Genomic DNA, 25,587 nt, shown 5'->3' on the forward strand with positions numbered 1-25,587 from the left:
TCAGCGGCGCTCGCGTGCCACGACCACCTTCAGCGCTGGCGAGGTCAGGATGTCCTTCTCGCAGAACCGCGACGTCACCCACCTCTCGGCGGAGAACAACCGGGTCTGGTCGCTGTAGTGGGCCGAACCCGGGTTCGAGGACTGGGAGTACGACAGCAGCGTGCGCGCCACCGGGCAGCGGCCGCCGTCCCAGCCCACGGCCTGGATGTAGCTGGAGCCGGTCGTCACCTCCGTGTAGCCGCCCTTGGCCGGGTCCCACACCGGCTCGACCTTGTTCCACACACCCAGGCTCTCGGTGCCGCCGGGGACGGGGATGCGCTGCCCGTTCCGTACGACGAACTGGTGCTGCCCGAGCGGGGAGTCGAGCGCGATGCCCGCCGCCCTCAGCTCGCCGACCGCGTCCGCGAGGGCCGTGGCGAAGCCCGGCGCGGCCGTGTTGAGGGTGTTCGGGGTGCCCACCGGGTCAGCGGCCGAGAACGGCACCTTCCACAGCTGGGCGGCCGGAACCGTGCCCGTCAGCTTCCGCCAGAACCGGTCGAACAGCAGCGCGCCCCGGCTGCCGGTGTCAGTGCGGCGGTCCCACGCCGCGAGCACCGCGCAGGCGCCGGAGACGTCGACCGTCGTGCCGTCGCTGCCTGTCGCGGTTCCGCCCGGCAGGGCCGCGCAGGCCGCCGCCGCGTCCTTCGCGGCCAGGTCACCGGCGGGCGCCCGGTTGGCGAACTGCTGCGTCTGGAGGTCACGCACGGTCAGCCCGCCGCGCTCCGCCATCCTGGCCACGTCCTCGATCGCCCCGCGCGTGCGCAGGGTGCGCTGTGTGGCGATGGTGCCGAAGACCCGCTCGTACCCGGTCAGCGGACGGTCCGCGTTGGACAGCCAGGCGCTGTCGTTGGAGTTCTCCGCGTACGGCGCGTCCTTCAGTGTCGGCAGCTTCGCGGGTCCGAAGATCCCCGGCTGTACGGCGTCGGGGTCGGCGCCGAGGGCGCAGGCACCGCGGGAGCCGTCGAGGATCGCCAGGCCCGCGGAGGGATAGGTGACCTTGCCGAGCGGGGTGGAGCAGGACTGGGCCAGCTCGTCGGTGATCCGGGGGAGCACCTGGGACTGGGTGAACAGGGTGTGGCCCGCGGCGTCCGCGGCGATGGTGTTCACCCACGGCAGGCCCTGGGTCCGCTGGAGCGCGCCGAGCACCTCCGTGGTGCTGCGGGCCTTGCTGAAGCCGAGCGCGGTGTCGTTGCCGCGCAGGTTGACGGCGTTGGGGTCGTTGACCGCGTACGCCGTCGTGCTCGTCCACGGCAGCGGCAGCGACGCGCCGAGCGAGGTGACCACCGGGCCGTACCGCGTCCACCACTGGGTCCGGGTCACGGGAGCGCCGTCCTTCACGGCCACGCTCACCGTGCGCTTCGTCATCCGCTCCGGCTTGCCGTCGACGAGGTAGACCGTCGGGTCCGCCGGATCGAGCGCCAGCTGGTGGAGGTTGAGGGTGACGCCCGTCGCGACGGTGTGGCTCCAGGCCACGCGGGCGTTGTGGCCTATGGAGATCGTGGCGCTGCCGAGCAGCGAACCGCCCGCCACGTTGAGCTCGCCGGGAATGGTCTGCTGCGACTGCCAGAAGCGGCGGCCGCCCTGCCACGGGTAGTGCGGGTTGCCCAGCAGCAGGCCGCGCCCGTTCGCGGTCGTGGTGCCGCCGAAGGCGACGGCGTTGGAGCCCATGTCGGCGGTGTCCGCGGCGAGCAGTTCACGCGCGGCGCGGGCGGTGTCCTGGGCGTCGGGCGCCGGAGCGGTCGTCGTGGCGGAGGGCGGCTGCGCGGCCGTGATGCCGTCCACGGCCCGGCCCTGGCCGCCCAGGACGGCGAGTGCGAAGCCGCGCGTGGCCACGTCGAGCGTGGTGACGGGTCGCACCCAGGCGGCGCCCGCGCAAGCCGGGTCGGTGATCCGGTTCTGGCGCAGCCAGGCGTTGTAGCCGGCCGCGAAGCCCCGCATCAGCTCCTCGACCTGGCGGCTCGGACCGCGCGGCGCCGGTTCGGCGAGCAGCTTCTCCACCGTGCGCGTCTCCCGTACGCCACGGAAGTAGAGGTCGCTGGAGAGGTTCTTGGTCGCCGAGGAGAGCGAGAAGTCGGTCGCCGCGTCCGGCCCGAAGAACTGGGAGCGCTCGCCCCGCACGGTCACGAAGCCGTCGGCGAGGGTGCACACCTGGTCGGCGGCCTGCGCCCACCCGGTGCCGAAGCCCAGGTTCGCGTAGTCCTTCGCGACGATGTGCGGAATGCCGTACTCGGTGTAGCGGATCAGGGCCGACAGGCCACCGGACGAGGGACGGTCATGGCGGTCGGGGCGCTCGGCCGCGCTCGCCGGGAGCGTGACGGTGGCGGTGAGCAGGGCGACGGTCGCGACGACGAGCCGTCTGAGGCGGATGCGCATCAGGCCTCCCAACATCATTGGGGGAAGGGGCGGTTGAGCGTACCAACGGGTATGTGTCCACGGAACGTGTCGATCGTCGGATGCTTGACCTCCCTTCGGCGGGGGCCGAGGATCGACTGTCATGACGCCCGGACACGGCAGCACGGTTGACGGGGTGCTGCGGCGCAGCGCCCGGCGCACCCCGGCACGCGTCGCGGTCGAGTACCGCGACCGGACATGGACGTACGAGGAGTTCGACGACGCCGTCTCCCGCGCCGCGAGCGTGCTGCTCGGCCAGGGCCTCGAACCCGGCGACCGCGTGGGCTCCTACGGCCACAACTCCGACGCCTACCTGATCGGCTTCCTCGCCTGCTCCCGCGCCGGGCTGGTGCACGTGCCCGTCAACCAGAACCTCACCGGCGACGATCTGGCCTACCTCGTCGGCCAGTCCGGCAGCTCCCTCGTCCTCACCGACCCGGACCTGGCGGACCGGCTGCCGGACGGCGTACGGGCGTTGCCGCTGCGGGACGCCGAGGGCTCGCTGCTGGAACGGCTGGCCTCGGCCCCGGCGTACGACGGCCCGGAGCCGCGCGGCGAGGACCTCGTGCAACTGCTGTACACCTCGGGCACGACCGCCCTGCCGAAGGGCGCGATGATGACCCATCGCGCCCTGGTGCACGAGTACCTGAGCGCCATCACCGCCCTCGACCTGAGCGCCGGGGACCGTCCGGTGCACTCGCTGCCCCTGTACCACTCGGCGCAGATGCACGTCTTCCTGCTGCCCTGCCTCGCGGTCGGCGCGACCAACGTCATCCTCGACGCCCCCGACGGTGACCGGCTCTTCGACCTGATCGAAGCCGGCCGCGTGGACAGCCTCTTCGCACCGCCCACCGTGTGGATCGGCCTGGCCAACCGCCCCGACTTCACCACCCGCGACCTGACCGGCCTGCGCAAGGCGTACTACGGCGCCTCGATCATGCCGGTGCCCGTACTGGTGCGGCTCCGCGAACGGCTGCCGGAGCTGCGCTTCTACAACTGCTTCGGACAGAGCGAGATCGGTCCCCTGGCCACCGTCCTCGCCCCCGACGAGCACGAGGGGCGCATGGACTCCTGCGGGCGGCCGGTGCTCTTCGTCGACGCGCGCGTGGTCGACGAGGACGGCAAGGACGTGCCCGACGGCACCCCCGGTGAAATCGTCTACCGCTCCCCGCAGTTGTGCGAGGGCTACTGGGACAAGTCCGAGGAGACCGAAGAGGCCTTCCGTGACGGCTGGTTCCACTCCGGCGACCTCGCGGTCAAGGACGCCGAGGGCTACTTCACGATCGTGGACCGGGTGAAGGACGTCATCAACTCCGGTGGTGTGCTGGTGGCCTCACGTCAGGTCGAGGACGCGCTGTACACCCATGAGGCGGTGGCCGAGGTGGCGGTGGTCGGGCTGCCCGACGAGCGCTGGATCGAGGCGGTCACCGCCGTCGTGGTGCCGCGCGGGGACGTCACCGAGACCGAACTGATCGACCACGCGCGGGAGAAGCTCGCCCACTTCAAGGCCCCCAAGCGGGTCCTGTTCGTGGACGAGCTGCCCCGCAACGCGAGCGGGAAGATCCTCAAGCGGGAGCTCAGGGGCCGGTTCGCCCCCTGAGCCGCTCGGCGGCGGTCAGGGCCGGTACGGCCGTCATGACCGCAGCCTAGTGCCGCGTCAGGCAACGTTCGCCCCGTCGCGGCGCCCGGCACGCACTCTCGCCGCACCGGGCACAAGCCCAAGTACATCCAGTACGAGGGCTTGCGCCCGGCACGCCGAGAGCACGCACCGGACGCCGCTCCTTGACGGGCAAACGTTGCCTGACGCGGCACTAGGATCGGTGGCGTGCCGACCTTCACAGCCTCTGACCGGACCACGCTCGCCTACCACCAGCACGGCGAGGGCGACCCTCTCGTCGTCGTGCCCGGGGGCCCGATGCGCGGCTCCTCCTACCTCGGGAACCTGGGCGGACTCGACGCCGGACGCCGACTGATCCGGCTCGATCTGCGGGGGACCGGCGACTCGCAGGTCCCGGCCGATCCGGCGACGTACCGATGCGACCGGCTCGTGGACGACGTCGAAGCGCTCCGGATCCACCTGGGCCTGGAGCGGATCGACCTGCTGGGCCACTCCGCGGGCGGCAGCCTCGCGATGCTCTACGCCGCCCGTCACCCCGAGCGGATCCGGCGGCTGGTGCTCGTCGCCGCCAACCCGTGGGCGCTGGGCACCCCCGCGACGCCCGAGGACCGGCTGTCGGCCGCGCGGCTGCGCAAGGGTGAGCCCTGGTTCGAGGAGGCCTTCGCGGCCATGGAGTCCTGGCTCGCGGGTACCGCGGACTTCGGGCCGGAACTCGTCCCTCTCTTCTACGGCCGCTGGGACCGCGCGGCCCAGGAGCACGACGCCCGCGGGGACGAGGAGTTCAACGACGAGGCCGCCGAGGTGTACGGCTCCGAGGGCGCCTACGACCCACCCGCGACCCGCGCCGCCCTCGCCCGCCTCACCTCTCCCGTCCTCGTCCTCGCCGGCGAACTCGACGGCGCCCCGAACCCGGAACTCGCCCGCAGGACCGCGGAGGTCTTCCCGCACGCCGAGGTGGCGGTCCAGCCCGGCGGCGGCCACTTCCCCTGGCTGGACGATCCGGAATGGTTCGCGGGGCGCGTGGCCGGTTTCCTGGCTCGACCCTCGGCGGAGTAGGGGCGCGGGGTCGGCGCGGTGAGCCCGGGACGTCGCCGACCCCGCGCGGGAGTTCCCGGGGGACGTCAGCGGTAGGCCGTCATGAAGCGGTCGCGGAACTTGTCCATGGGCCACTGAGGAGCGTCCTGGGCCGGCTTCAGGCCGTCCGTCCAGCCCCAGTCCTCGATCCGGTCCAGGACCTTCTGGTCGCGGGCCACGATCGTGATCGGGACGTCCTTGCTCCGGCTGCCCGCCGTCACCGTCGGGACCGGCTGGTGGTCGCCGAGGAAGACCAGGACGGTGTCGTCGTCGCCGTAGCGCTCGACGTACTCGACGAGGCTGCGCAGCGAGTACTCGATGGCGTTCGCGTACTCGGCGCGGACGCTGTCGGGGTTCTTCCAGACCTCCTTGGGGTCCTTGCCCTCCTCCTTGATCTTGTGGAAGACCGACCCGTCACCGAGGTCGTCCCAGTCGATCATGCGGGCGATGGGGGACCAGGGATTGTGGCTGGAGGCCAGGATGATCTCGGCCATGATCGGCTCCCGGTCCTTCCTGCCGTGCTCCAGACGCTCGAAGGCCTCCAGGCTGAACTGGTCCGGCACGGGCGTCCAGCTGAAGTACGGGCCGTGATAGCCGAGATGCTCGGAGTCGTAGATGTGATCGAGGGCGAAGAACTTCCCCTCCGGCCACGCCCTGCGCACCCCGGGCACGATCCCGACCGTGCGCCACGCACCCGTCTTGCGGAAGTAACTTCCCAGCGTGGCACGGTCGCTGGTGGTCAGCGTGCGGTACCGCTGCTGGTTCTTGATCCACAGCCCGGACAGGAACGTGGAGTGGGCGAGCCAACTGCCCGCGCCCGTCACGGGGGAACGCAGCCAGGCACTGCGCGAGGCGAACCCGGCCGACTCCAGGCGCTCGGTGCCCTCGGCGAGCACCGCGTCGGTCTGCCCGGCCATGTCCGGATCGTCGAGCGCGACCCGGCCGTAGCTCTCGATGAACGTGAACAGCACGTCCTTGCCGCGCAGTCCGGTCAGCAACTGATCGGGCGGGGTGTCGGCGAAGGCGTCGACGGAGGCCTGCTGCTCGAACACCGCCGCGTCCCGCAGCCCGGCCCGGACCTGCTCGACACGGTTGTCGACATAGTCCGCGTTGATCTTCGAGGCGACCGGCACCTCGGTGACCTGGACGCCGAGCGTGACGCAGGTGATCCAGGCGGTACCGAGGATCAGGGTGGTCCGGGAGGCGACCGAACGGTGCCGGACCATCAGGTCGGTGAGCCGTACGGCCGACAGGGTGGTCGCGACGAGGACGACCACGAGGAGGGCCAGCACACCCGCCACCGCCAGGACCTGGCCCGTCCGGCCGAACGACTCACCCAGGAAGGACACCCCGTCGTCGAGCAGGATCCAGTCGAGGACCAGGTCGAAGGGGCGGGCGAGTACCTGGTAGAAGCCCATGTCCAGGAACTTGAGGACGGTCAGGACGCCGAGCAGCGCGCCGGTCGCGATCGCGGTGATCCGCCGGGGCCGTGGTGGAAGCGACAGCAGCAGACCGGCGAGGAGGACGCCCTCGGCGGGGATGCGGACGAACGCGCCGAACGACAGCCGCTCGACACGGTTGGGCAGCAGGAGCGCGCCCAGGACGACCAGGCCGGCCAGGACGGTGACCGACACGGAGAGGCCCCGGGCCGCCCGCGGACACCGTCCCCGCCATCCGTGCGGCCCGGGGCGCTGTGACATGCCCTCGGACTGGTCTTCCCGCTCCTGTTCCTGTTCTTTCGTCTCCTCCGTCTCGGCGTCCGGTAGTTGCCCCGTCACGTGCGACACCCGTGGTCCCTTCCCTGCGTCCCGTCATCATGCGTACGGTCGGCCGTCGTCTTCCGTTCACACGCCGAGCCGGTCGAACGCACACGGTACGCGCAGGGGGTCGGGTCACCGCGGGAGACCGCGGCCGTGTCGGCTCAGGTGACCGGGTGATCGGGCCGCTCCACGCACAGGGCCCAGATGATCAGTGCGGAGACCCCGATCAGCACCACCGACCACACCGGGTAGTACGGCAGGGAGAGGAAGTTGGCGATGATGACGAGTGCGCCGATCGCCACGCCGGAGACGCGTGCCCAGGCCGCCTCGGTGAACAGCCCCAGGGAGACCAGCACGGCGATCGCGCCGAGGATCAGATGGATCCAGCCCCAACTGGTCAGATCGAACTCGAAGACGTAGTTGGGGGTGCTGACGAAGACGTCGTCCTCGGCGATGCCCATGATGCCCCGCGTGATGGCGAGCACGCCGCCGATCATCAGCATCACGGCTGCGAAGACCGTCAGGCCGCTGGCCCAGCTCTGCTTCGCCGTGCCGGCGGGCGCGCTGTGTGTGGCAGTCATTCCGGTGCCTCATCTCGTCTCGTGCGCCGGCCTCAGACGCCGGCGGCCGGAGTGGCGGACTCTCGGTTCTTGCGGACGCCCGCCGGGCCGTAGTCGCTGAAAATCAGTTCCTTGGCCCTGCGGAACTCGTCGTCCGAGATGTCGCCGCTCTCCTTCAGTCGCGCCAGCTTGGCCAGTTCGTCGGCGCTGGTGTGCTGGCCTCCGGCCGTCTCGCGGACGTAGGAGTCGAAGGCCTCCTGCTGGGCGCGTGCCTGCGCGATCTCCCGGCGTCCCATGTTCTTGCCCCGGGCGATCACGTAGACGAGCACGCCGAGGAAGGGCAGCACGATGACGAAGACGAGCCAGCCCGCCTTGCCCCAGCCGCTCATCGCGTCGTCGCGGAAGATGTCCACGATGATCCGGAACAGCAGGATGAACCACAGGATCCACAGGAAGAACCAGAGCATCGCCCAGAAGGTGCTCAGCAGGGGGAAGTCGTACGCGAGGTACATCGTGTCCATGTTGTCGCCTCCGTCCGGGCCCCAGGCCCGAAGGTCGTTGTGCGTTCTCAGCGTGCCCACGGCAACAGGGGGCCGGCCTCACCCTCAGGGGGTGATCCGGCGCAGGGCCGCCCGCCAGGCGAAGGCGACCGCGAGCTCCATGACGCCGAGCAGCACCAGCCACAGGCCGAGCAGCCGGGTGAGGGCAACCGCCGACTCGCTCGGCAGGGCCAGCACGACGATGCCCGCCACGACGCCGAGAAGGGCCGCGCCGAGGAGGACGCCGCGGTGCGGCAGCCCCTTCGCGGCGAGGGCCGCGTAAGCCGTCAGCAGCCCGGACACCAGCCACACGACGCCGACGATCACCGACAGGGCGGCGATGGTCTGCAGAGGGTTGCGCATGCACAACACCCCGGCCAGCACGTACAGCACCGCGATCAGCAGCCCCGGCACCCGGTCACCGCGCTCCTGACCGAACACCGCCACGAACCGGAAGGCGCCGGTCACGAGCAGGTACAGACCGAAGAGGACGGCGACCACCTGGAGCGTGGCGTCCGGCCAGACCAGGAGCATGATCCCCGGTACCAGGGTGGCGAGGGCCGTTCCCAGCATCCACGTCCACGAGCCGCCGAGACGACCGAGGACGTCCTCGGGGTCTTCGTGCGCCGCCCCGCCGGGTTGCTGCCCGGGGCCGGTCGGCCGTGCCGCGGTCGGCGATTCGGTCATGGCTCCTCCTCGCTCCTGCGGAACGCGCCGCCGCCGGACACCGGCGGGGCGGAGTGTGGAGTTCCCACCGCCTCAGCGTCCCCCGCCCCGCCCCGCACCGGATCACCCGCCAAGGGTGATCCCCGCGCGCGGGGCGGGGACGAACGTGGACTCGGGCAGCGCCCAGCGATGCGGCACGCTTCGGCGGGCGGCGCGTGAGCTGCCCCGAGACGCCGTGCGGGCGAGGAGGCCGGTCATGACCCAACGGAGCGCGTTCTCCGTCTCTCTGAACCCGGGCGAACGGGCGGCCCACGGCAAGCGGGCGCGCAAGCGGGTGCCCCGCCTGGCGCAGGCGCGGTTCGAACCGGGCCCGGGGCGCTTCGACCCGGTCGACGTGATCGAGGCCCAGTCGGCCACACGGCTGCCGGAACTGGTGCCGATCCGCTACGGCCGCATGCTGGAGTCTCCGTTCCGCTTCTACCGCGGGGCGGCGGCGATCATGGCGGCCGACCTTGGCGCCGCGCCGGACACCGGGCTCACCGTCCAGTTGTGCGGCGACGCCCATCTGCTGAACTTCCGCCTGCTGGCCTCCCCGGAGCGGCACCTGGTCTTCGACATCAACGACTTCGACGAGACCTTCGCCGGACCGTTCGAGTGGGACGTCAAGCGACTGGCCGCCAGCTTCGCCATCGCCACCCGCGCGGGCGGCTTCACGGACGGGGAGCAGGACGGCGCGGTGCGCGCGTGTGTCCGGGCGTACCGGGAACGGATGCGGGAGCTGGCCGGGATGCGAACCCTGGACATCTGGTACGCCCAGGACGACGCCGACCGGATGCGGGAACTGATGGCCTCCGCCATGGACAAGAAGGGCAGGCGGCGCACCGCCGAGGCCGCCGCGAAGGCCCGCACCCGCACGCACATGCAGGCCTTCGCCCGGCTCACCAGGGACACGCCCGAGGGCCGGCGGATCGCACCGGACCCGCCGCTCATCACCCCCCTCGCCGAGCTGACCGGTCCCGGCGAGGCCGGGCCGGAGAAGGAGCTGGCGACGATCTTCGAGCAGTACACGAGCAGCCTGTCCGCCGAGAAACGCCACCTGCTGCGCCACTTCCGGCTGGTCGACCTGGCCCGCAAGGTCGTGGGCGTCGGCAGCGTCGGCACCCGCTGCTGGATCCTGCTCCTGCTCGGCAGGGACGACGACGATCCCCTCCTGCTCCAGGCCAAGGAGGCCCAGCGATCGGTGCTCGCCGCCCACACGGACGGGGAGGACTACGACAACCAGGGCCGCCGGGTCGTCGAGGGGCAGCGGCTCATCCAGACCACCAGCGACATCCTGCTGGGCTGGACCCATGTCACGGGCCTGGACGGCCGCGGCCGAGACTTCTACGTACGGCAGCTGCGCGACTGGAAGGGCATCGCACGCCCCGAGACCATGGACCCGCCGCTGATGAACCTGTTCGCGCAGGTGTGCGGGGCGTCCCTGGCCCGGGCGCACGCCCGTTCCGGTGACCCCGTCGCCATCAGCTCCTACCTCGGCGGCAGCGACCGCTTCGACCGCGCGCTCACCGACTTCGCGCAGCGCTACGCCGATCGGAACGAGCGGGACTTCGAGGCGCTGGCCGCGGCCGTCCGCGCCGGCAGGGTCACCGCCCGGAGCCTGTGAGGCCGGGCGCCGAGCCCTCTCACTCCGGCTGCCGGCGCATCTCCACGATCCGCAGGCCCAGGGACTGACAGCGGGCCACCAGACCGTACAGGTGCGCCTCGTCGACGACCGAGCCGAACAGGATGGTCTGCCCGGCCATCACCACGTGGTTCAGCTCGGGGAAGGACTTGGCGAGCGTCTCCGACATCTGCCCGTCGACGCGGATCTCATAGCGCATGCCGTACTCCCGCGAAAGGCGTGAGGCGGGCTGACCGCAACCCGGCACCTTCGATCCTCCGACCCACGGCACCGCACGTCCTCACCCGGCACAGGTGATAGCCCACGATGTCCGGCTCAGGCACGTCACCACGCGCGAGGGCGGAGGCGATGAGCCACCGTGTTCCACGAGACGGCGGGCCGTCGTGCCGTCGAACGCCTACCCCCGCGGCCCTCTCAGTGCTTCACGAACAGCTTGACCGCCACGATGAGCAGACCGAGCCCCAGATTCACCGACGCGGTCAGGGCGACCATCCGCCAGGAGGCCCCGACGCCCCGGGCGGCCCGCACCGACCAGCCCACCTGGCCCGCCACCGCGACGCCCAGCGCGAGCCAGACGGCACCCTTCACGTCGAGACCGAGCAGTGGACTGACGACCACGGCGAGCGCGGGCGGCAGCGCGGACCGGAGGATCGGCCACTCCTCGCGGCACACCGCCAGCACCGTCCGGCGGTTCAGGGCCCGCCGCGCCAGGTGCTCCCCGAACAGCTTGGCGTGCACGTGCGCGAGCCAGAACACCGTGCCGGTCAGCAGCAGCAGCACGACCAGCTCCACCCGGGGGAAGTTCCCGAGGGAACCGGCGCCCAGCACCACGGAGGCGGCGAGCAGCGAGCCGTAGACGCCGCCGGTGAAGTCCTCGTGGGCGCGTCGCTCGGCGCGGCGTGCCCGGTGCGCGGCGCGGCCGTCGCGGACCGGCTCCGGGATCCTCACGACGCCGACCCGGTGGTGTGTCCCGCGTCGGCGGGGGCGGCCCCTGGCGGCCGTACGTCGTCGTGGCGACCGGGCAGCCGGGGGGTGATGAGGAAGCTCGCCAGCGTGACCCCGCCCGCCGCGAGGATGGCCGCCTTCAGGCCCTTCAGCTGGGCCGAGGCGTAGGAGTCGACGAGGGCGTCGACCTCGGCGGGCGGCAGTTCGGCCTGCTCGGCGGCCGCCCGCACCTGATCGGTGGGGACGAAGGAGATCCCGGCCTCCAGGGCGACGCTCGTCTGCTGCCGTGCCTGCTCCGACAACCGCGGATCGTCCTCGACATGGGCGGTGAAGGCGTGCGCGAGCGCCCCGATGAGCAGCGACCCGATCAGCGCGGTGCCGAGGGCCGAGCCCAGGTTCTGGGCGGTGTACTGGAGTCCGCCGACCTCGCTGCGCTCGTCCTCGCGGGCGCTGGACTGCACGACGTTGCCCAACTGCGAGACGAGCAGGCCCATGCCGAGTCCCAGCAGGCCCATGGCCGCGCCGAACTGGGCGTCGTCGATCTTCGGGTCGATGGTGGCCAGCAGCCACACGATGGCCGCCGCCAGGGTCAGGAGGGCCACCCGGACCAGGGTGCGCGCCGGCACCCGGCGGGCGAACCGGGAGGCGCCCAGGGAGGCGACGAGCATGGTGACCGAGACCGGCAGCAGCCGCAGTCCGGTCTCGAAGGCGTCGAAGCCCTGGACGACCTGGAGATAGAGCGGGATGGCGAAGAACAGTCCGAGCAGGATCAGGTTCTGGCTGAGCATCGTGAGCAGGCCCGCCCGCAGCGCGGGGCGGTCCAGCAGCGTCAGGTGCACCAGCGGATCCCGGCGCCGGGCGGCCCTTCGGTGCTCCCAGGCGACGAAGGCGTACAGGACCAGCACCGAGGCGCCGATGACGAACATCGTGGGCGCGAAGCCGAACACCGTGAACGGCGGGTTCCGCGGCTGGACCCAGCCCCAGGTGCCGCTCTGCAGCACGGCGAGGACACCGAGACCGAGCCCGGTCGCCGACAGAGTCGCGCCCACCCCGTCCATCCGGGGCCGCGGACCGGTCCGGGCGGCCTCGGTGATCATCCGGCGGCACAGCAGCATGGCCAGCACGAGCACTACCTCGCCGGCGAAGACCAGACGCCAGCTGAGATACGTCGTCACCCAGCCGCCGAGCAGCGGCCCGACCGCGATGCCGGCGCCGGCGAGGCCGCCGATGACGCCGTAGGCGACGGCGCGCTCCCGGCCCCGGTAGGACTCCGCGACCAGCGCGGCCATGGCCGGCAGCACCAGGGCCGCGCCGATCCCCTCGATGACCGACCAGCCGATCGCCAGCACCCAGACGGTCGGCGCGGCCGCGGTGATCCCCGATCCGACGCCGTAGACGACCAGCCCGAGCAGGAACAGCCGGCGGCGGCCCAGGATGTCGCCGAGTTTGGCGCCGACGGCCATGAACGCGGCCATCATCAGCGCGTACAGCGTGATCACGGCCTGGATCGCGGTGACCTCGGTGTCGAAGTCCTCGACCAGCTGGCTGATCGAGACGTTCATGACGGAGGTGTCCAGAACCATCAGGAACTGGGCCGTGCCGAGCACCATCAGAGCCCGCCAGTGCGCCACGCTGCCACCTCACAGAGTCCGGCGACGGCCTCGGCTGCCGGCCGCGTTTCCATGTCACCCGAAGCGACCCGCGGTCGCCTCACCCGCCGCGGGGGAGGAGGGCGTGTTGCCGGGACCCGGGGCGAGTCACAGCAGGCCCAGCTCCCGCGCCCGTCGTACGGCGTCGGTGCGCCGGTTCACGGCCAGCTTCCGGAAGATGCCCTTGAGGTGGGTCTTGACCGTGTTCACGGAGACATACAGGTCGGCCGCGATCTCCTCGGTGGACATCATCTGGGCGAGCCGCGCCAGGACATCTCGTTCGCGGGTGCTCAGCTCCTCGACGACCAGCGGTCCGGTCGTGGCGGGCGGCGTGTCCCGCAGCAGCCAGCTCTCGGCGAGTGCCTCCCGGGGCCCCGTGCCCAGCAGCCGCACGACCCAGGGGCGGGCGTCCAGGAAGGGCCGGCGCAGCCGCTCGTGGCGGGCGTCCAGCAGGGCCCGGACGAGGATCCGCCGGGCGGTCGCCGAGTCCCCGGTCTGCTCGCAGGCCTGGGCGCGGACCAGCAGGGCCGGCACGGTGACCGCGGGACCGGCCTCGCCCTCCGGCGGTACGGCGGCGAGCATCTCGACGGCCGGGCCGGGATGCCCGGCGGCCAGCAGGGCCCGGGCGGCGCCCACCGCGCAGGCCGACTGGTCCTCCGGAGCCTCCAGCAGCGCCCGCGCGGCCGACTCGGGGTGCCCTTCGGCGAGGTGCGCGGCGCAGGCGATGGCTGCCGCGTGGCCCCGTTCCCACGGCGAGACGACGTCGGCGCTGATGGTGGCTTCCGTCGCGGCGAGCGCGGCCGGTACGTCCCCCTGGGCGAGCCGCAGCCGCGCCGTGGTCAGGGCCCGCGCGGCCGCTGTCACCGGGTCGTCGTGCCCTGCCGGTACGGATCCGCCCGCCTCGTCCAGCAGGCTCTGGGCCTGCTCGAGTTCGTCGCGCTCGACGGCCACGGCGGCCCGGACGAGGTGTCCCACGCTCGACCCCGCCAGCGGGGGCAGGCCGTAGCGCTCGGTCTCGGTCAGCGCGGCGAAGGCCTTGCGCTCGGCACGGTCGAGCCAGCCGTCCAGGTAGTCGATGAGCGCGAGGTGGCTGAGACTCTCCTGGCGGGGCAGGGCGGCGGCGGCGCCCGCGGGGGAGGCGACGACGGCGTCGAACGCGGCGCGCGCGTCCTCGAACCGCCCGGCCCACAGATGGGTCGTGCCGAGGTGGGTGAGCAGCAGCGCGTTGAGCTCGGGGTGCTGCTCCAGGAGCCGGGCGGGCACGTCGTCCTGGAGGTGTCGGGCCGAGCGTGCCGCCTTCTGGGCCCGGCCGGGGGCGCCGGCCAGCCGGGCGGCGTGCGCCTCCAGCAGTGCGCAGCTGAGCTGGGCGGCGGTGGGGTCGGACGCCTCGGTGGCCAGGGTCTGCTCCGCGTGGTGCAGGTGGGCGAGGCCCCGTCCGACGTCGTGGTGGTTGAGCGCGCGGGCCGCGCGGACGAGTTCGGCGGCCGGGCCGGTGGTCTCGCGGGCCATGCCGGAGAAGAGGTCGGCGAGGCCGTCGGCGCGCAGGCCCGTGAAGAACTGTCCGATGGCCAGGTCGTCGACCAGCGCGGCGGCGGTGAACTCCCAGTCGCCCGCCGCGGCGCCGTGGGCGAGCGCCTCCGAGAGGTACCCGGAGCGGCGCAGCCACCGTGCCGCCCGGCGGTGCAGCCGGGGGCGCAGACCGGGCCGGGTCACCTCCAGATGGGTCCGGAGGATCTCGCCGAGCAGGGGGTGCAGGCGGTACCACGAGTCTCCCAGGGACTCCACGAAGGCGTTCTGGCGGCGCAGCCCGTCCAGGATCGGACCGGCGTCCTGGCGGCCGGTGAGGGTGTCGGCCAGCGCGGGGGAGAACCGGTCCAGGACGCTGACGCGCAGCAACAGGTCCTGCGTGTCGGCGGGCTGTCGCTTGAGCACCTCGCCGAGCAGGTAGTCGGCGACCGTGCTCTGGCCGGCCTCGAATTCCTTGAGGTAGGCCTCGGGGTCGTCGGTCTCCTGCGCGGCCAGGGCGCACAGCCGCAGGCCCGCCGCCCAGCCGCCGGTGCGCTCCACCAGCGCGCCGGCGGCGGCCACCGACAGCTTCATCCCGTGCAGCGCGAGCAGACCGACGGCCTCCTCCGGTGTGAAGGCCAGTTCGGCGTTGCGGATCTCCGTGAGGGTGCCGGCCGCGCGGTACCGGTGCAGCGGCAGCAGCGGCTCGGTGCGGGTGACGAGGACCAGGCGCAGGCCCGGCCAGGCATGGCGCAGCACGAACTCCAGCTGCTCGCTGACGGCGGGGCCGGTCACGCGCTCGTACTCGTCGAGCACGACGACCACGGGTTGTTCGCGGGCGGCGAGGGCGACGGCGAGCCGGGCCAGCAGCTTGTCGTCCACGCGGTGCGCGTCCGCCGGGAAGGCGACCTCGGCGGGGGCGAGCACGCCCTGGTGGCGCAGGGCCTCCAGCAGATGGGCCCAGAACAGGCCGGGTGTCCGGTCGGCGTCGGCGGTGAACCAGACGACCGGTCCGTCCAGGCGCGCGGCCCAGTCGGCGACCAGCAGGGTCTTGCCCGCTCCCGCCGCTCCGTTGACCATGGTCAACGGAGTCGCGCGGCCCAGGTCCAGGTGCCGATGCAGTCGTCTGCGGCGCAGGAAGGTGGGGGGCCTGGCCGGGATGGCGAAGCGTCCCGGAAGGTAGGGGGCACCGAGGGGATCGACCCCCGCGGTGGCCGTGCCCGGCCCCCTGGGTTTGCCCGCGTCCATGCCGACCACCACCACCGTTCCTCAGGCCATGGCCAGTGCTCCTCCCCCAGAATCCCAGCATTCCCACGAGTCGGCACGCGAGGCGGCGACCCCACGCCTCACCGGCGGGACCGCTTCCGCCCTGGACCAGGGCGGAAGACCTCTTGCCCGCCCCGCGGACCCCGCCCTGTCCTACGCCTCGGCCGTCCTGGCCACCTCCCGTGCCCACCGGTAGTCGGCCTTGCCGCTCGGGGAGCGGCGGATGGCGTCCGTGACCACCAGCTGGCGGGGGATCTTGTACCCGGCCAGGTGGGTGCGGCAGTGGGTCTGGATGTCCTCCAGGGAGGGCCGCTCGGCGCCCTGGCGGAGCTGGACGACGGCCGCCACGTGGTGGCCCCACTTCACGTCCGGGACCCCGGCCACCAGCGCGTCGTACACGTCCGGATGGGACTTCAGTGCCTGCTCGACCTCCTCGGGGTACACCTTCTCGCCTCCGGTGTTGATGCACTGCGAGCCGCGGCCGAGGACGGTCACCACGCCCTCTGCGTCGACGGTCGCCATGTCCCCGAGCAGCACCCAGCGCCGGCCGTCCTTCTCGAAGAAGGTCTCCGCGGTCTTCTCGGTGTCGTTGTAGTAGCCGAGCGGGACGTGCCCGCACTGGGCCACCCGGCCCACCTCGCCCACGGCGACCGGCTCGCGGGTGGCCGGGTCGACCACCTGAGTACGGGAGTTGACGCGGATCCGGAAGCCGCGCTCGGGGCCCGCGTCCTCGGTGGCCGTGCCGTTGAAGCCGGACTCGGAGGAGCCGAAGTTGTTCAGCAGCATGACGTTCGGCACCAGTTCCAGGAACTGCCGGCGGACTGTCTCCGACATGATCGCCCCGGACGAGGACACGCTGAACAGCGAGGAGCAGTCCGTGCCCTTCATCGGCCCGCGGAGCGCGTCGATGAGCGGTCGCAGCATCGCGTCGCCGACCAGGGACATGCTGCTGACCTTCTCCTTCTCGATGGTGCGCAGCACTTCCTCGGGCACGAACTTGCGGTGCAGCACGACGCGTTGGCCGAAGTTGAAGCCGATGAAGGCGGTCAGGGTGGAGGTCCCGTGCATCAGCGGGGGAGCGGGGAAGAAGGTGATCCCGGACCCGCCGGCCGCGACCCGCTCGGCCAGTTCCTCGGGCGTCTTGACGGGTTCCCCGGTCGGCGCCCCGCCGCCCAGCCCCGCGAAGAACAGGTCCTCCTGGCGCCACATGACGCCCTTGGGCATCCCGGTCGTGCCCCCGGTGTAGATGATGAACTGGTCGTCGCCCGACCGCGCCGGAAACCCCCGCTCCGCCGAACCGGCCGCCTCGGCCTCCGCGAAGGGGACACCCGCCGTGCCGTCCCCCACCCGCACGAGATGCCGCAGCTTCTCCGCCCGTGGCCGCGCCGCCGCCACCCGGTCCTCGAACTCGGCGTCGAAGACCACCGCGACCAGGTCGGCGTCCCGGTAGAGATAGACCAACTCCTCTTCTACGTAACGGTAGTTGACGTTCACCGGCACGATCCGAGCCTTCAGGCAGCCCAGCACGGTCTGCAGGTACTCGACCCCGTTGTACAGGTGCAGCCCGAGGTGCTCGCCGGGGCGGATCCCGCTGTCCAGCAGATGGTGCCCGATCCGGTTGGCGGCCGCGTCCAGCTCGGCGTACGTCAGCCTGCGCTCCGCGCCCGTGCCGGGATGGTCGAGGTACACCAGCGCCTCGCGGTCCGGCACCGCGTCCACGACCGACTCGAACAGGTCGGCAAGGTTGTACTCCACCGCTCCTCCTGACCTCGCTGCCCCTCGGTTGCCGGTCATCAGAGCAAAGGGCGGCATGACTGTGAAGACTCCGCGCACAAGAAATCTGACTGCCTGTCAGAAAACCCTTGAAGTGCTCCGCCGCCTCCTGCAACCTGTTCTCGTTCTGATGCGGGGAGACGGGTGACGAGGGGAGACGGGTGATGGGTGGAACGGCGAGGGGTGGAACGGCGAGGGGTGGAACCGAACACCTCGACGTGCGGCGCGAGGGCGCCACACTCGTGCTCACGCTCAACCGGCCCGAGGCGAAGAACGCGCTCTCGCTGCCCATGCTCGTCGGCCTGTACGACGGCTGGATCGAGGCCGACGCGGACGACGCCGTCCGCTCGATCGTGCTGACCGGCGCGGGCGGCGCGTTCTGCGCGGGCATGGACCTCAAGGCCCTCGCGGGCAAGGGGATGGCGGGCGAGGAGTACCGCCACCGGCTCACCGCCGACCCGGACCTGCACTGGAAGGCCATGCTCCGCCATCACCGCCCGCGCAAACCGGTGATCGCGGCGGTCGAGGGGTACTGCGTGGCCGGCGGCACCGAGATCCTCCAGGGCACCGACATCCGGGTGGCGGGGGAGTCCGCGACCTTCGGCCTCTTCGAGGTCCGACGCGGACTGTTCCCGATCGGTGGCTCCACGGTCCGTCTGCAACGCCAGATCCCGCGCACCCACGCCCTGGAGATGCTGCTCACCGGCCGCCCCTACAGTGCCGCGGAGGCCGCCGGGATCGGCCTGATCGGCCATGTCGTCCCCGACGGCACCGCCCTCGCCAAGGCCCTGGAGATCGCCGAGCAGATCAACGCCTGCGGCCCGCTCGCCGTCGAGGCCGTCAAGGCGTCGGTGTACGAGACCGCCGAGCTGACCGAGACCGAGGGCCTAGCCGCCGAACTCAAGCGCGGCTGGCCGATCTTCGACACCGCCGACGCCAGGGAAGGCGCCCGCGCCTTCGCGGAGAAACGGCCGCCCGACTACCAGCGCCACTGAAGGAGACCGGCATGCCCGAAGTCCTCAAAGCCCCGCTCGTCGTCGAGTTCCCCTTCACCCGCTCCCTCGGCCCCGTCCAGAGCGCCTTCCTGACCGGCCTGCGCGAACGCGTCGTCCTCGGCGTGCGCACCACCGACGGACGCACCCTCGTCCCACCCGTCGAGTACGACCCCGTCACCGCCGACGAACTCCGCGACCTCGTCGAGGTGGCCCCCACCGGCACCGTCACCACCTGGGCCTGGAACCACGAACCGCGCCGGGGCCAGCCCCTGGACACCCCCTTCGCCTGGGTGCTGGTCCGCCTCGACGGCGCCGACACCGCCCTCCTGCACGCCCTCGACGCCCCCGGCCCCGAGGTCGTGCGCACCGGCCTGCGCGTCCGCGTCCGCTGGGCCGAGCAGCGCACCGGCGCCATCACCGACATCGCCTGCTTCGAGCCGTACGACGGCGAAGCGGCCGAAACGCGAGGCCGCACCGGTGAGTTCGAGGACCCGGTCACCGGCATCGTCGCCCACGCCCGCCTGGACTACACCTACTCACCAGGCCGCGCCCAGACCGCCTACATCAACGCCCTCGCCGAGCACCGCAACGTCGGCGAACGCTGCCCCTCCTGCCGCAAGGTCTACGTCCCGCCCAGGGGCGCCTGCCCCACCTGCGGCGTCGCCACCTCCGAACAGGTCGAGGTGGGCCCCCACGGCACGGTCACCACCTTCTGCATCGTCAACATCAAGGCGAAGAACCTCGACATCGAGGTGCCCTACGTCTACGCCCACATCGCCCTCGACGGAGCGGGCCTCGCCCTGCACGGCCGGATCGCAGGCATCCCCTACGACCAGGTCCGCATGGGGCTGCGGGTGGAACCGGTGTGGACCGAGGGCGCCCGCTTCCCCGACCACTACCGGCCGACCGGCGAACCCGACGCGGACTACGACACCTACAGGGAGCTGCTGTGACCCGCGAGATCGCCGTCGTCGCCTTCGGCCAGACCGACCACCGGCGCACCAGCGACGACAGTTCCGAGGTCGAGATGCTGATGCCGGTCCTGCACGACGTCCTGGACCGCACCGGCCTGAAGACCGCCGACATCGGCTTCACCTGCTCCGGCTCCAGCGACTACCTCGCGGGCCGCGCCTTCTCCTTCACCCTCGCCCTCGACGGCGTGGGCGCCTGGCCCCCGATCTCCGAGTCGCACGTGGAGATGGACGGCGCCTGGGCCCTGTACGAGGCGTGGACCAAGCTCCTGACCGGCGACGCCGACACCGCCCTCGTCTACTCCTACGGCAAGTCCTCCCCGGGCCCCCTTCGGGACGTCCTCACCCGACAGCTGGACCCGTACTACCTCGCCCCCCTCTGGCCCGACTCCGTCGCCCTCGCCGCTCTCCAGGCCCAGGCCCTCATCGACGCGGGCGAGACGGACGAACCCCAGCTCGCGGCCATCGCCGCCCGCAGCCGCACCACCGACAACCCACACGCCCAGCTGCGGAGCCCGGTCGCGCAGGGGGACTATCTGGTACGCCCCCTGCGCACCGGCGACTGCCCACCCATCGGCGACGGCGCCGCCGCCGTGATCCTCGCCGCCGGTCACCGGGCCCGCGAGCTGTGCGCCCGGCCCGCCTGGATCCGGGGCATCGACCACCGGATCGAGGCACACTCCCCCGGCGTCCGCGACCTCACGGACTCGCCCTCGACCCGCCTCGCCGCCGAGAAGGCCGGCGCCTTCGAACGGCCCGTCGACACCGCCGAGCTGCACGCCCCCTTCACCTCCCAGGAGGTGATCCTGCGCAAGGCGCTGCGGCTCGGCGACGGCGTACGGATCAATCCCTCCGGCGGCGCCCTCGCCGCCAACCCGGTCATGGCCGCAGGACTGATCCGGATCGGTGAGGCCGCCGCCCGCATCCACCGGGGCGAGGCCGACCGGGCCCTCGGCCACGCCACCTCCGGCCCCTGTCTGCAACAGAACCTGGTCGCCGTACTGGAAGGGGATCCGCGATGAGCAAGGAACCGGTGGCCGTCGTCGGGATCGGCCAGACCAAGCACGTGGCGGCGCGCCGGGACGTGTCCATCGCCGGTCTGGTCCGCGAGGCGTCCCGCAGGGCCCTGGACGACGCCGAGCTGACCTGGGCCGACGTCGACGCCGTCGTCATCGGCAAGGCGCCCGACTTCTTCGAGGGCGTCATGATGCCCGAGCTGTACCTCGCCGACGCGCTCGGCGCGGTCGGCAAGCCGATGCTGCGGGTGCACACCGCGGGCTCCGTCGGCGGCTCGACCGCGCTGGTCGCCGCGAACCTCGTGGCGTCCCGCGTTCACGGCACCGTGCTGACCTGCGCCTTCGAGAAGCAGTCCGAGTCGAACGCCATGTGGGGTCTCTCCCTGCCGATCCCCTTCCAGCAGCCACTGCTCGCCGGGGCCGGCGGATTCTTCGCCCCCCACGTGCGCGCGTACATGCGGCGCAGCGGCGCCCCCGACACGGTCGGCTCGCTCGTCGCGTACAAGGACCGGCGCAACGCCCTGAAGAACCCCTACGCCCATCTCCACGAGCACGACATCACCCTGGAGAAGGTCCAGTCCTCGCCGATGCTGTGGGACCCGATCCGCTACTCGGAGACCTGCCCCTCCTCCGACGGCGCCTGCGCGATGGTCCTCACCGACCGGGCCGGCGCCGCCCGCGCGCCCCGGCGGCCGGCCTGGATGCACGGCGGCGCGATGCGCAGCGAGCCGACCCTCTTCGCGGGCAAGGACGCCGTCTCACCGCAGGCCGGCAAGGACTGCGCCGCGGACGTCTACCGGCAGGCGGGCATCGCCGACCCGCGCCGGGAGATCGACGCCGTCGAGATGTACGTGCCGTTCTCCTGGTACGAGCCTATGTGGCTGGAGAACCTCGGTTTCGCCGCCGAGGGCGAGGGCTGGAAGCTCACCGAGTCCGGGGTGACCGAGCTCGACGGCGACCTGCCGGTCAACATGTCGGGCGGGGTCCTCTCCTCCAACCCCATCGGCGCCTCCGGCATGATCCGGTTCGCCGAGGCCGCCCTCCAGGTGCGCGGACAGGCCGGGGAACACCAGGTGACGGGCGCCCGCCGGGCGCTCGGACACGCCTACGGCGGCGGATCACAGTTCTTCTCCATGTGGCTGGTGGGAGCCGAGCCCCCGGACTCCTGAAAGGTCCCCCTCATGTGGCCTGTTGACACTCGGAACCGATCGCTAGGCTGGCCGCGGACGACGAACCGGGAGGAGCACGGACGTGGCCGAGAGCACCATCCAGCAGCAGCCGCTCACGGGCTGGGACAAGCCGGAGTTGGACCTCAGCAACGCCGACTGGCACTCGAGCAGCCGCGGTCTGGGAGACGTCCAGATCGCCTTTGTCGAGGGTTTCATCGCGATGCGCAACAGCGGCCGCCCACAGAGCCCCTCGCTGATCTTCACACCCGCCGAGTGGGGCGCGTTCGTTTCGGGAGCGCGGGAGGGGGAGTTCGACCTGACGTGACCTGACCGGCCGATCCGGGGGGTGTTCCCCACGTTTTCCCGGACACGCGACCACCGGCACCCTTTCCGGACCCGGGCCTGAGCCAGGCTGGTCCAGGGAGGGGAGACGGTCGTACTCGGGAAGCGAGGAACCCATGGACACCCTGCCGGTCATCGCGGCGGTCGACGGTTCGGACGACAGCCTGCGGGCCCTGGACTGGGCCCTCGACACCGCCCGCGGCCGCGGAGCGCCGCTGCGGGTGGTCCATGTGCGGCAGTACGCCGCCTGGATGCAGGCCGACGTGCTGGTGTCGGGGCCGCCGGAGCCGGAGGACGACCCCGTCCTCGGCGAGGTCCGCACCCGCGTGGCCTCCGTGCCGGACCGCCCCGAGATGGAGTACGTGACGCTGGAGGGCGCCCCGGGGGCCGTGCTGCCCGAACTGGGCTCCGTGGCCCAGCTGCTGGTGCTCGGCTCGCGCGGGCGTGGCGGCTTCGCCAGCCTCCTGCTCGGCTCCAACGGCATGGCCGCGGCGCGCGACGCCGAGTGCCCGGTCGTGGTGGTGCCCCGGCCCGGCCGCGAGGTCCACGAGGGCGCGCCGACCGGCCCCGGGCCGCGCGTGGTCGTCGGCCTCCAGGTCGACAGCCCCGACGAGGCGATCCTCGACTTCGCCTTCGCGGAGGCCGCCCGGCGCGCCGCCCGCCTCCAGGTGGTGGCCGCCTACCCGTCCCCGGTCCAGATCTGGACCGCGGCCCCCGCCCAGATCCTGCCCCCGGCGCTGGACGACAAGGCGGTGGAGAACGAGACCCGAGCCCTGGCGGAGGGCTTCCTGGCCCCGCACCGCAGCCGGTACGAGGACGTCCGGGCCGAGGCCCACGTGGCTCCCGGCGACGCCGCGGGCCACCTTGTCGCCGCCTCCAAGAACGCCGACCTGGTGGTCGTCGGCCGCCATCGCCGCCGCCTGCTGGCCCCCACCCGCATGATCGGCTCGGTCACCCAGGCAGTCCTCCTGCACGCGGCGAGCCCGATCGCGGTGGTCCCGCCGTCTCCGCCGGAGGAGTGAAGGAAAGGCCGGGCCGCAAAACCGCCAAGGGGCGCGGGGAACCGCGCGACAGGCCACGTCGGACCGCACTCGCCCGGCGGCGCGGCGTGGCACCCCCATAGGCGTATCCCAGCCCGCCCAGCACAGCGCAGCGCCAAGTAGCATGGCGCTATGTCGTTCCTCCGCCGCCGCAGCGCCACCCCCGCCGGGCCCGAATTCGACGTCCTGGCCATGGACCCGGGCGACTGGCCCGGCAACCTGGGCGCCGGGCTGCTGCCCGCCCCCGACGGCAGCTGCCAGGGCGTCTTCCTGCGCTACGACCTGTTCGGCGGCCGCGGCCCCGCGATGATCATCGGCAATCTGCCGGAGGGCTCCCCGGCCCGGGACACCGAAGAGGGCGAGATCCCCTTCGAGGTCGCCCAGTTGCTCCTGGCACTGGAGAACGAGGAGGAGGTCACCGTCGTCGGCACCGAGGACGTGCCGGTGATGCAGGGCGACAACCTCCTGATCGTGCGCCGCCTGAAGCTCTCGGAGAGCCGGATCTCCTGCGTCCAGTTCGACCGCAGCGACAACGTCCTGGTGACCATCGCCGCCTGGGACCGCCCGATCACGGACGACCTCTACGCCCTGCTGAAGCCGCTGCCCGCGGAGCTGTTCCAGCAGGGCTGAGGCGGCTAACCGGCCGCGGACACGACCGTCACGTCCGCGGCCCGCACGAATCCCACGCGGTGGCCGAACTGGATCTCGTAGTACTGATCCTTCCCGGTCACCACCCGGTGCGATGCCTCGTCGAAGGTCACCGCGTAGTAGTACTGCCCGGGCACCTTGTCCCCGACCACGTACTTCTGCCCCTTCGGCAGCCGGTACGGCAGCGGCGACACCGGCTGCGCGGGCACTCCCGCCGGATAGGCGGAGGCCTCCGGATAGGCACGCCCGTACACCGGGACCTCCTCCAGGCCCGCCTTGGGCGTCACCACCAGGCCCGTCGCGTTCACGGCCGTCGGCTCCTTCGCCGGGTTGTGGAACCAGGCCTTCTGGCCGAGATACCAGATCGCCGTCCAGTCCCCGTCCCGCCCGGCCACGGCGTACTGCTGCCCGGTGGAGACCCGCGAGGACAGGTCGTTCACCCCGGTGCTCGGGGTCGTTCCCAGGCCGATGTCCTTGATCAGGGGGTACGACGTACCGGGCCCGGAGTACAGCCGGACCGCGCTCGAACCGTGCGCCGGGCAGGGCTGGCCGGCGGCCGTGCAGCCCGTGTACTGCGGCTGGTGCTCGGCGTAGTCCGGGCGGATGGTCACCACGCCGCCCTTCTTCCCGGCGGTCGGCTCGAACGGACGGTCGAGCAGCTCGAAGTAGTGCGCCCAGTCCCAGTAGGGGCCGGGGTCGGTGTGCATGCCCCGGACGGTCGCCGTGGTCGGTCCCGGCACCGTGTCATGGCCGAGGACGTGCTGCCGGTCGAGCGGGATGTCGTACTTCTTGGCGAGGTACCGCACCAGCCGGGCCGAGGACCGGTACATCGCCTCCGTGTACCAGGCGTCCGGGTCGGCCAGGAACCCCTCGTGCTCCAGGCCGATCGACTTGGCGTTGACGTACCAGTTCCCCGCGTGCCAGCCGACGTCCTTCGCCTTCAGGTGCTGGGCGATGTGGCCGTCGGTGGAGCGCAGCGAGTAGTTCCAGGAGACGTAGGTCGGGTCCTGCACGAGCTTGAGGACACCTTCCCAGGCGCCCTCGGTGTCGTGCACGACGATGTAGTCGATGCTCTGCGTCCCCGGCCGGTTCCCCAGGTCGTGGTTGCCGTAGTCGCCGTCCCCGAACTCCTCGTACGGCGCCGGGATCCACTCGCAGGACACCGACGCGGGGCACTCGGTGGCACCGGGGGCCGAGGCACGCAGACCGGCGCCCGCCAGGGTCCCCGTGTCCGGCGCCAGTGTCGGCCGCGCCGCCAGGACGACCCGCTGCCCGGCGTCGGTGAACCGCTCACCGCCGGTCCGGATCACCTCGTAGACGTCGTTCGCGTACGCCGCCGCCGTCGCGCGGTCGTCGGCGCCGGAGAACAGCGCCACCGCGCCGTACCAGTCCGCCGGATCCGCGCTCATGGGCGCGCCCAGCTTCCGCTGCGCCGCCGCGAGCAGGGCGGCACCGCCCGCCACGTTGGCGGCCGGGTCCGTACGGAGCCTCTCGGGGCTCAGGCCGGTCAGCCGCGCCGCTCTCGGCAGCGTCTTCAGGCGGGCCGGCAGCTCACCGGCGTCCGGGATCCGCTCCTCGGGGACCAGCGGGGGACGGGCCTGGTCGCCGCGGGCGTCCTCCACGCCCTCGCTGTGATGCGCCGCGCCCGCGAGCGCGGTCCGGGCGTCCGTGAGATGCATCGGGCCGTAGCCGCCGGTCACACTCGGCGCACCGGCGTGCGTGTCCCAACGGGACTGGAGGTAGGAGACGCCCAGCAGCACGCTGCGCGGGACGCCGTACTCGGCGGCGGCCGCGGCGAACGCCGACTGGAGGCGGAGGGCGGACGACTGGGGTTCGGCAGGGGCCGCGCCGAGCAGCGGAAGCACGATCGCGGCGCAGGCCACCGGACCGGCGGCTCTCTTCAGGGCGGTGACGGATCGTCGCAAAGCAGCCTCCTGTG

General features: G+C 72.3%; 21 protein-coding genes. 10 read left to right on the forward strand and 11 right to left on the reverse strand.

Annotated features, from left to right (window positions below):
- The gene (locus ACWDRW_RS15340) at positions 1 to 2,412 is read right to left on the reverse strand and encodes a penicillin acylase family protein (protein ID WP_451723390.1); all 2,412 of its coding nucleotides are present in this window, start codon (positions 2,410 to 2,412) and stop codon (positions 1 to 3) included.
- A gap of 121 nt (positions 2,413 to 2,533) precedes the next feature.
- Between ACWDRW_RS15340 and ACWDRW_RS15345 the strand changes: the two genes are divergently transcribed.
- Positions 2,534 to 4,030 carry an acyl-CoA synthetase gene (locus tag ACWDRW_RS15345; RefSeq protein ID WP_451723391.1) on the forward strand — a complete coding sequence of 499 codons (1,497 nt, stop codon included), beginning with the start codon at positions 2,534 to 2,536 and terminating at the stop codon, positions 4,028 to 4,030.
- Positions 4,031 to 4,255: 225 nt separating this feature from the next.
- A complete protein-coding gene (locus ACWDRW_RS15350; RefSeq protein ID WP_451723393.1) occupies positions 4,256 to 5,104 on the forward strand; it encodes an alpha/beta fold hydrolase in 849 nt (282 codons plus the stop codon).
- A gap of 65 nt (positions 5,105 to 5,169) precedes the next feature.
- Here the strand turns inward: ACWDRW_RS15350 and ACWDRW_RS15355 are convergent, their stop codons facing one another.
- From ACWDRW_RS15355 to ACWDRW_RS15370, 4 genes are all read right to left on the reverse strand, one after another.
- Complete coding sequence (locus ACWDRW_RS15355) at positions 5,170 to 6,909, reverse strand: sulfatase (protein WP_451723394.1); 1,740 nt, start codon at positions 6,907 to 6,909, stop codon at positions 5,170 to 5,172.
- Between the two features lie 134 nt (positions 6,910 to 7,043).
- Complete coding sequence (locus ACWDRW_RS15360) at positions 7,044 to 7,463, reverse strand: DUF7144 family membrane protein (protein ID WP_451723396.1); 420 nt, start codon at positions 7,461 to 7,463, stop codon at positions 7,044 to 7,046.
- A gap of 32 nt (positions 7,464 to 7,495) precedes the next feature.
- Positions 7,496 to 7,954, reverse strand: a complete 459-nt coding sequence (locus ACWDRW_RS15365) for a PLDc N-terminal domain-containing protein (RefSeq protein WP_451723463.1) — start codon at positions 7,952 to 7,954, stop codon at positions 7,496 to 7,498.
- Between the two features lie 93 nt (positions 7,955 to 8,047).
- Complete coding sequence (locus ACWDRW_RS15370) at positions 8,048 to 8,668, reverse strand: HdeD family acid-resistance protein (RefSeq protein WP_451723398.1); 621 nt, start codon at positions 8,666 to 8,668, stop codon at positions 8,048 to 8,050.
- Positions 8,669 to 8,903: 235 nt separating this feature from the next.
- On the opposite strand from ACWDRW_RS15370, the gene ACWDRW_RS15375 reads away from it, so the two are divergent.
- On the forward strand, positions 8,904 to 10,310 hold the full coding sequence (locus ACWDRW_RS15375) for a DUF2252 domain-containing protein (protein WP_451723399.1): 1,407 nt from the start codon (positions 8,904 to 8,906) through the stop codon (positions 10,308 to 10,310).
- 19 nt (positions 10,311 to 10,329) lie between these two features.
- Here the strand turns inward: ACWDRW_RS15375 and ACWDRW_RS15380 are convergent, their stop codons facing one another.
- From ACWDRW_RS15380 to ACWDRW_RS15400, 5 genes are all read right to left on the reverse strand, one after another.
- A complete protein-coding gene (locus tag ACWDRW_RS15380; protein ID WP_451723401.1) occupies positions 10,330 to 10,527 on the reverse strand; it encodes a hypothetical protein in 198 nt (65 codons plus the stop codon).
- Positions 10,528 to 10,742: 215 nt separating this feature from the next.
- On the reverse strand, positions 10,743 to 11,276 hold the full coding sequence (locus ACWDRW_RS15385; RefSeq protein ID WP_451723403.1) for a hypothetical protein: 534 nt from the start codon (positions 11,274 to 11,276) through the stop codon (positions 10,743 to 10,745).
- A complete protein-coding gene (locus ACWDRW_RS15390; RefSeq protein ID WP_451723405.1) occupies positions 11,273 to 12,904 on the reverse strand; it encodes an MFS transporter in 1,632 nt (543 codons plus the stop codon). The genes ACWDRW_RS15385 and ACWDRW_RS15390 overlap by 4 nt, the downstream gene beginning before the upstream one ends.
- 126 nt (positions 12,905 to 13,030) lie before the next feature.
- Entirely contained in the window at positions 13,031 to 15,676 is a 2,646-nt protein-coding gene (locus ACWDRW_RS15395) for a LuxR C-terminal-related transcriptional regulator (RefSeq protein WP_451723465.1), read from the reverse strand.
- A gap of 171 nt (positions 15,677 to 15,847) precedes the next feature.
- Entirely contained in the window at positions 15,848 to 17,449 is a 1,602-nt protein-coding gene (locus ACWDRW_RS15400) for an acyl-CoA synthetase (RefSeq protein WP_451723406.1), read from the reverse strand.
- Positions 17,450 to 17,631: 182 nt separating this feature from the next.
- Here ACWDRW_RS15400 and ACWDRW_RS15405 point away from each other — a divergent pair, with 182 nt between their 5' ends.
- The 7 genes from ACWDRW_RS15405 to ACWDRW_RS15435 all read left to right on the forward strand — a co-directional run bounded on the left by ACWDRW_RS15405 (position 17,632) and on the right by ACWDRW_RS15435 (position 23,630).
- Positions 17,632 to 18,462: a crotonase/enoyl-CoA hydratase family protein gene (locus ACWDRW_RS15405; protein ID WP_451723408.1), complete on the forward strand. Its 831-nt coding sequence runs from the start codon at positions 17,632 to 17,634 to the stop codon at positions 18,460 to 18,462.
- Between the two features lie 11 nt (positions 18,463 to 18,473).
- Complete coding sequence (locus tag ACWDRW_RS15410) at positions 18,474 to 19,415, forward strand: Zn-ribbon domain-containing OB-fold protein (RefSeq protein ID WP_451723410.1); 942 nt, start codon at positions 18,474 to 18,476, stop codon at positions 19,413 to 19,415.
- On the forward strand, positions 19,412 to 20,455 hold the full coding sequence (locus ACWDRW_RS15415; RefSeq protein ID WP_451723412.1) for a thiolase domain-containing protein: 1,044 nt from the start codon (positions 19,412 to 19,414) through the stop codon (positions 20,453 to 20,455). The genes ACWDRW_RS15410 and ACWDRW_RS15415 overlap by 4 nt, the downstream gene beginning before the upstream one ends.
- Positions 20,452 to 21,618, forward strand: coding sequence for a thiolase domain-containing protein (locus ACWDRW_RS15420; RefSeq protein WP_451723413.1), 1,167 nt, complete (start codon positions 20,452 to 20,454; stop codon positions 21,616 to 21,618). The genes ACWDRW_RS15415 and ACWDRW_RS15420 overlap by 4 nt, the downstream gene beginning before the upstream one ends.
- An 82-nt stretch (positions 21,619 to 21,700) precedes the next feature.
- Positions 21,701 to 21,943: a DUF397 domain-containing protein gene (locus ACWDRW_RS15425; protein WP_451723414.1), complete on the forward strand. Its 243-nt coding sequence runs from the start codon at positions 21,701 to 21,703 to the stop codon at positions 21,941 to 21,943.
- Between the two features lie 133 nt (positions 21,944 to 22,076).
- Complete coding sequence (locus ACWDRW_RS15430; protein WP_451723416.1) at positions 22,077 to 22,982, forward strand: universal stress protein; 906 nt, start codon at positions 22,077 to 22,079, stop codon at positions 22,980 to 22,982.
- A 150-nt stretch (positions 22,983 to 23,132) separates the two neighbouring features.
- On the forward strand, positions 23,133 to 23,630 hold the full coding sequence (locus tag ACWDRW_RS15435) for a hypothetical protein (protein ID WP_451723417.1): 498 nt from the start codon (positions 23,133 to 23,135) through the stop codon (positions 23,628 to 23,630).
- A 5-nt stretch (positions 23,631 to 23,635) separates the two neighbouring features.
- Here ACWDRW_RS15435 and ACWDRW_RS15440 read toward each other — a convergent pair whose 3' ends face one another.
- Positions 23,636 to 25,573 (reverse strand): N-acetylmuramoyl-L-alanine amidase, encoded by a 1,938-nt coding sequence (locus ACWDRW_RS15440; RefSeq protein WP_451723418.1) that lies wholly within the window; start codon positions 25,571 to 25,573, stop codon positions 23,636 to 23,638.
- Between the last annotated feature and the right edge of the window lie 14 nt (positions 25,574 to 25,587).

This window comes from Streptomyces sp. NPDC003635, assembly GCF_053587635.1.

Coding starts and splice junctions, on each gene's coding strand:
- ACWDRW_RS15340 (WP_451723390.1), bottom strand. CDS start 2,412: ATGCGCATCCGCCTCAGACGGCTCGTCGTCGCGACCGTCGCCCTGCTC.
- ACWDRW_RS15345 (WP_451723391.1), top strand. CDS start 2,534: ATGACGCCCGGACACGGCAGCACGGTTGACGGGGTGCTGCGGCGCAGC.
- ACWDRW_RS15360 (WP_451723396.1), bottom strand. CDS start 7,463: ATGACTGCCACACACAGCGCGCCCGCCGGCACGGCGAAGCAGAGCTGG.
- ACWDRW_RS15365 (WP_451723463.1), bottom strand. CDS start 7,954: ATGTACCTCGCGTACGACTTCCCCCTGCTGAGCACCTTCTGGGCGATG.
- ACWDRW_RS15370 (WP_451723398.1), bottom strand. CDS start 8,668: ATGACCGAATCGCCGACCGCGGCACGGCCGACCGGCCCCGGGCAGCAA.
- ACWDRW_RS15375 (WP_451723399.1), top strand. CDS start 8,904: ATGACCCAACGGAGCGCGTTCTCCGTCTCTCTGAACCCGGGCGAACGG.
- ACWDRW_RS15380 (WP_451723401.1), bottom strand. CDS start 10,527: ATGCGCTATGAGATCCGCGTCGACGGGCAGATGTCGGAGACGCTCGCC.
- ACWDRW_RS15395 (WP_451723465.1), bottom strand. CDS start 15,676: ATGGACGCGGGCAAACCCAGGGGGCCGGGCACGGCCACCGCGGGGGTC.
- ACWDRW_RS15405 (WP_451723408.1), top strand. CDS start 17,632: ATGGGTGGAACGGCGAGGGGTGGAACGGCGAGGGGTGGAACCGAACAC.
- ACWDRW_RS15410 (WP_451723410.1), top strand. CDS start 18,474: ATGCCCGAAGTCCTCAAAGCCCCGCTCGTCGTCGAGTTCCCCTTCACC.
- ACWDRW_RS15420 (WP_451723413.1), top strand. CDS start 20,452: ATGAGCAAGGAACCGGTGGCCGTCGTCGGGATCGGCCAGACCAAGCAC.
- ACWDRW_RS15430 (WP_451723416.1), top strand. CDS start 22,077: ATGGACACCCTGCCGGTCATCGCGGCGGTCGACGGTTCGGACGACAGC.
- ACWDRW_RS15435 (WP_451723417.1), top strand. CDS start 23,133: ATGTCGTTCCTCCGCCGCCGCAGCGCCACCCCCGCCGGGCCCGAATTC.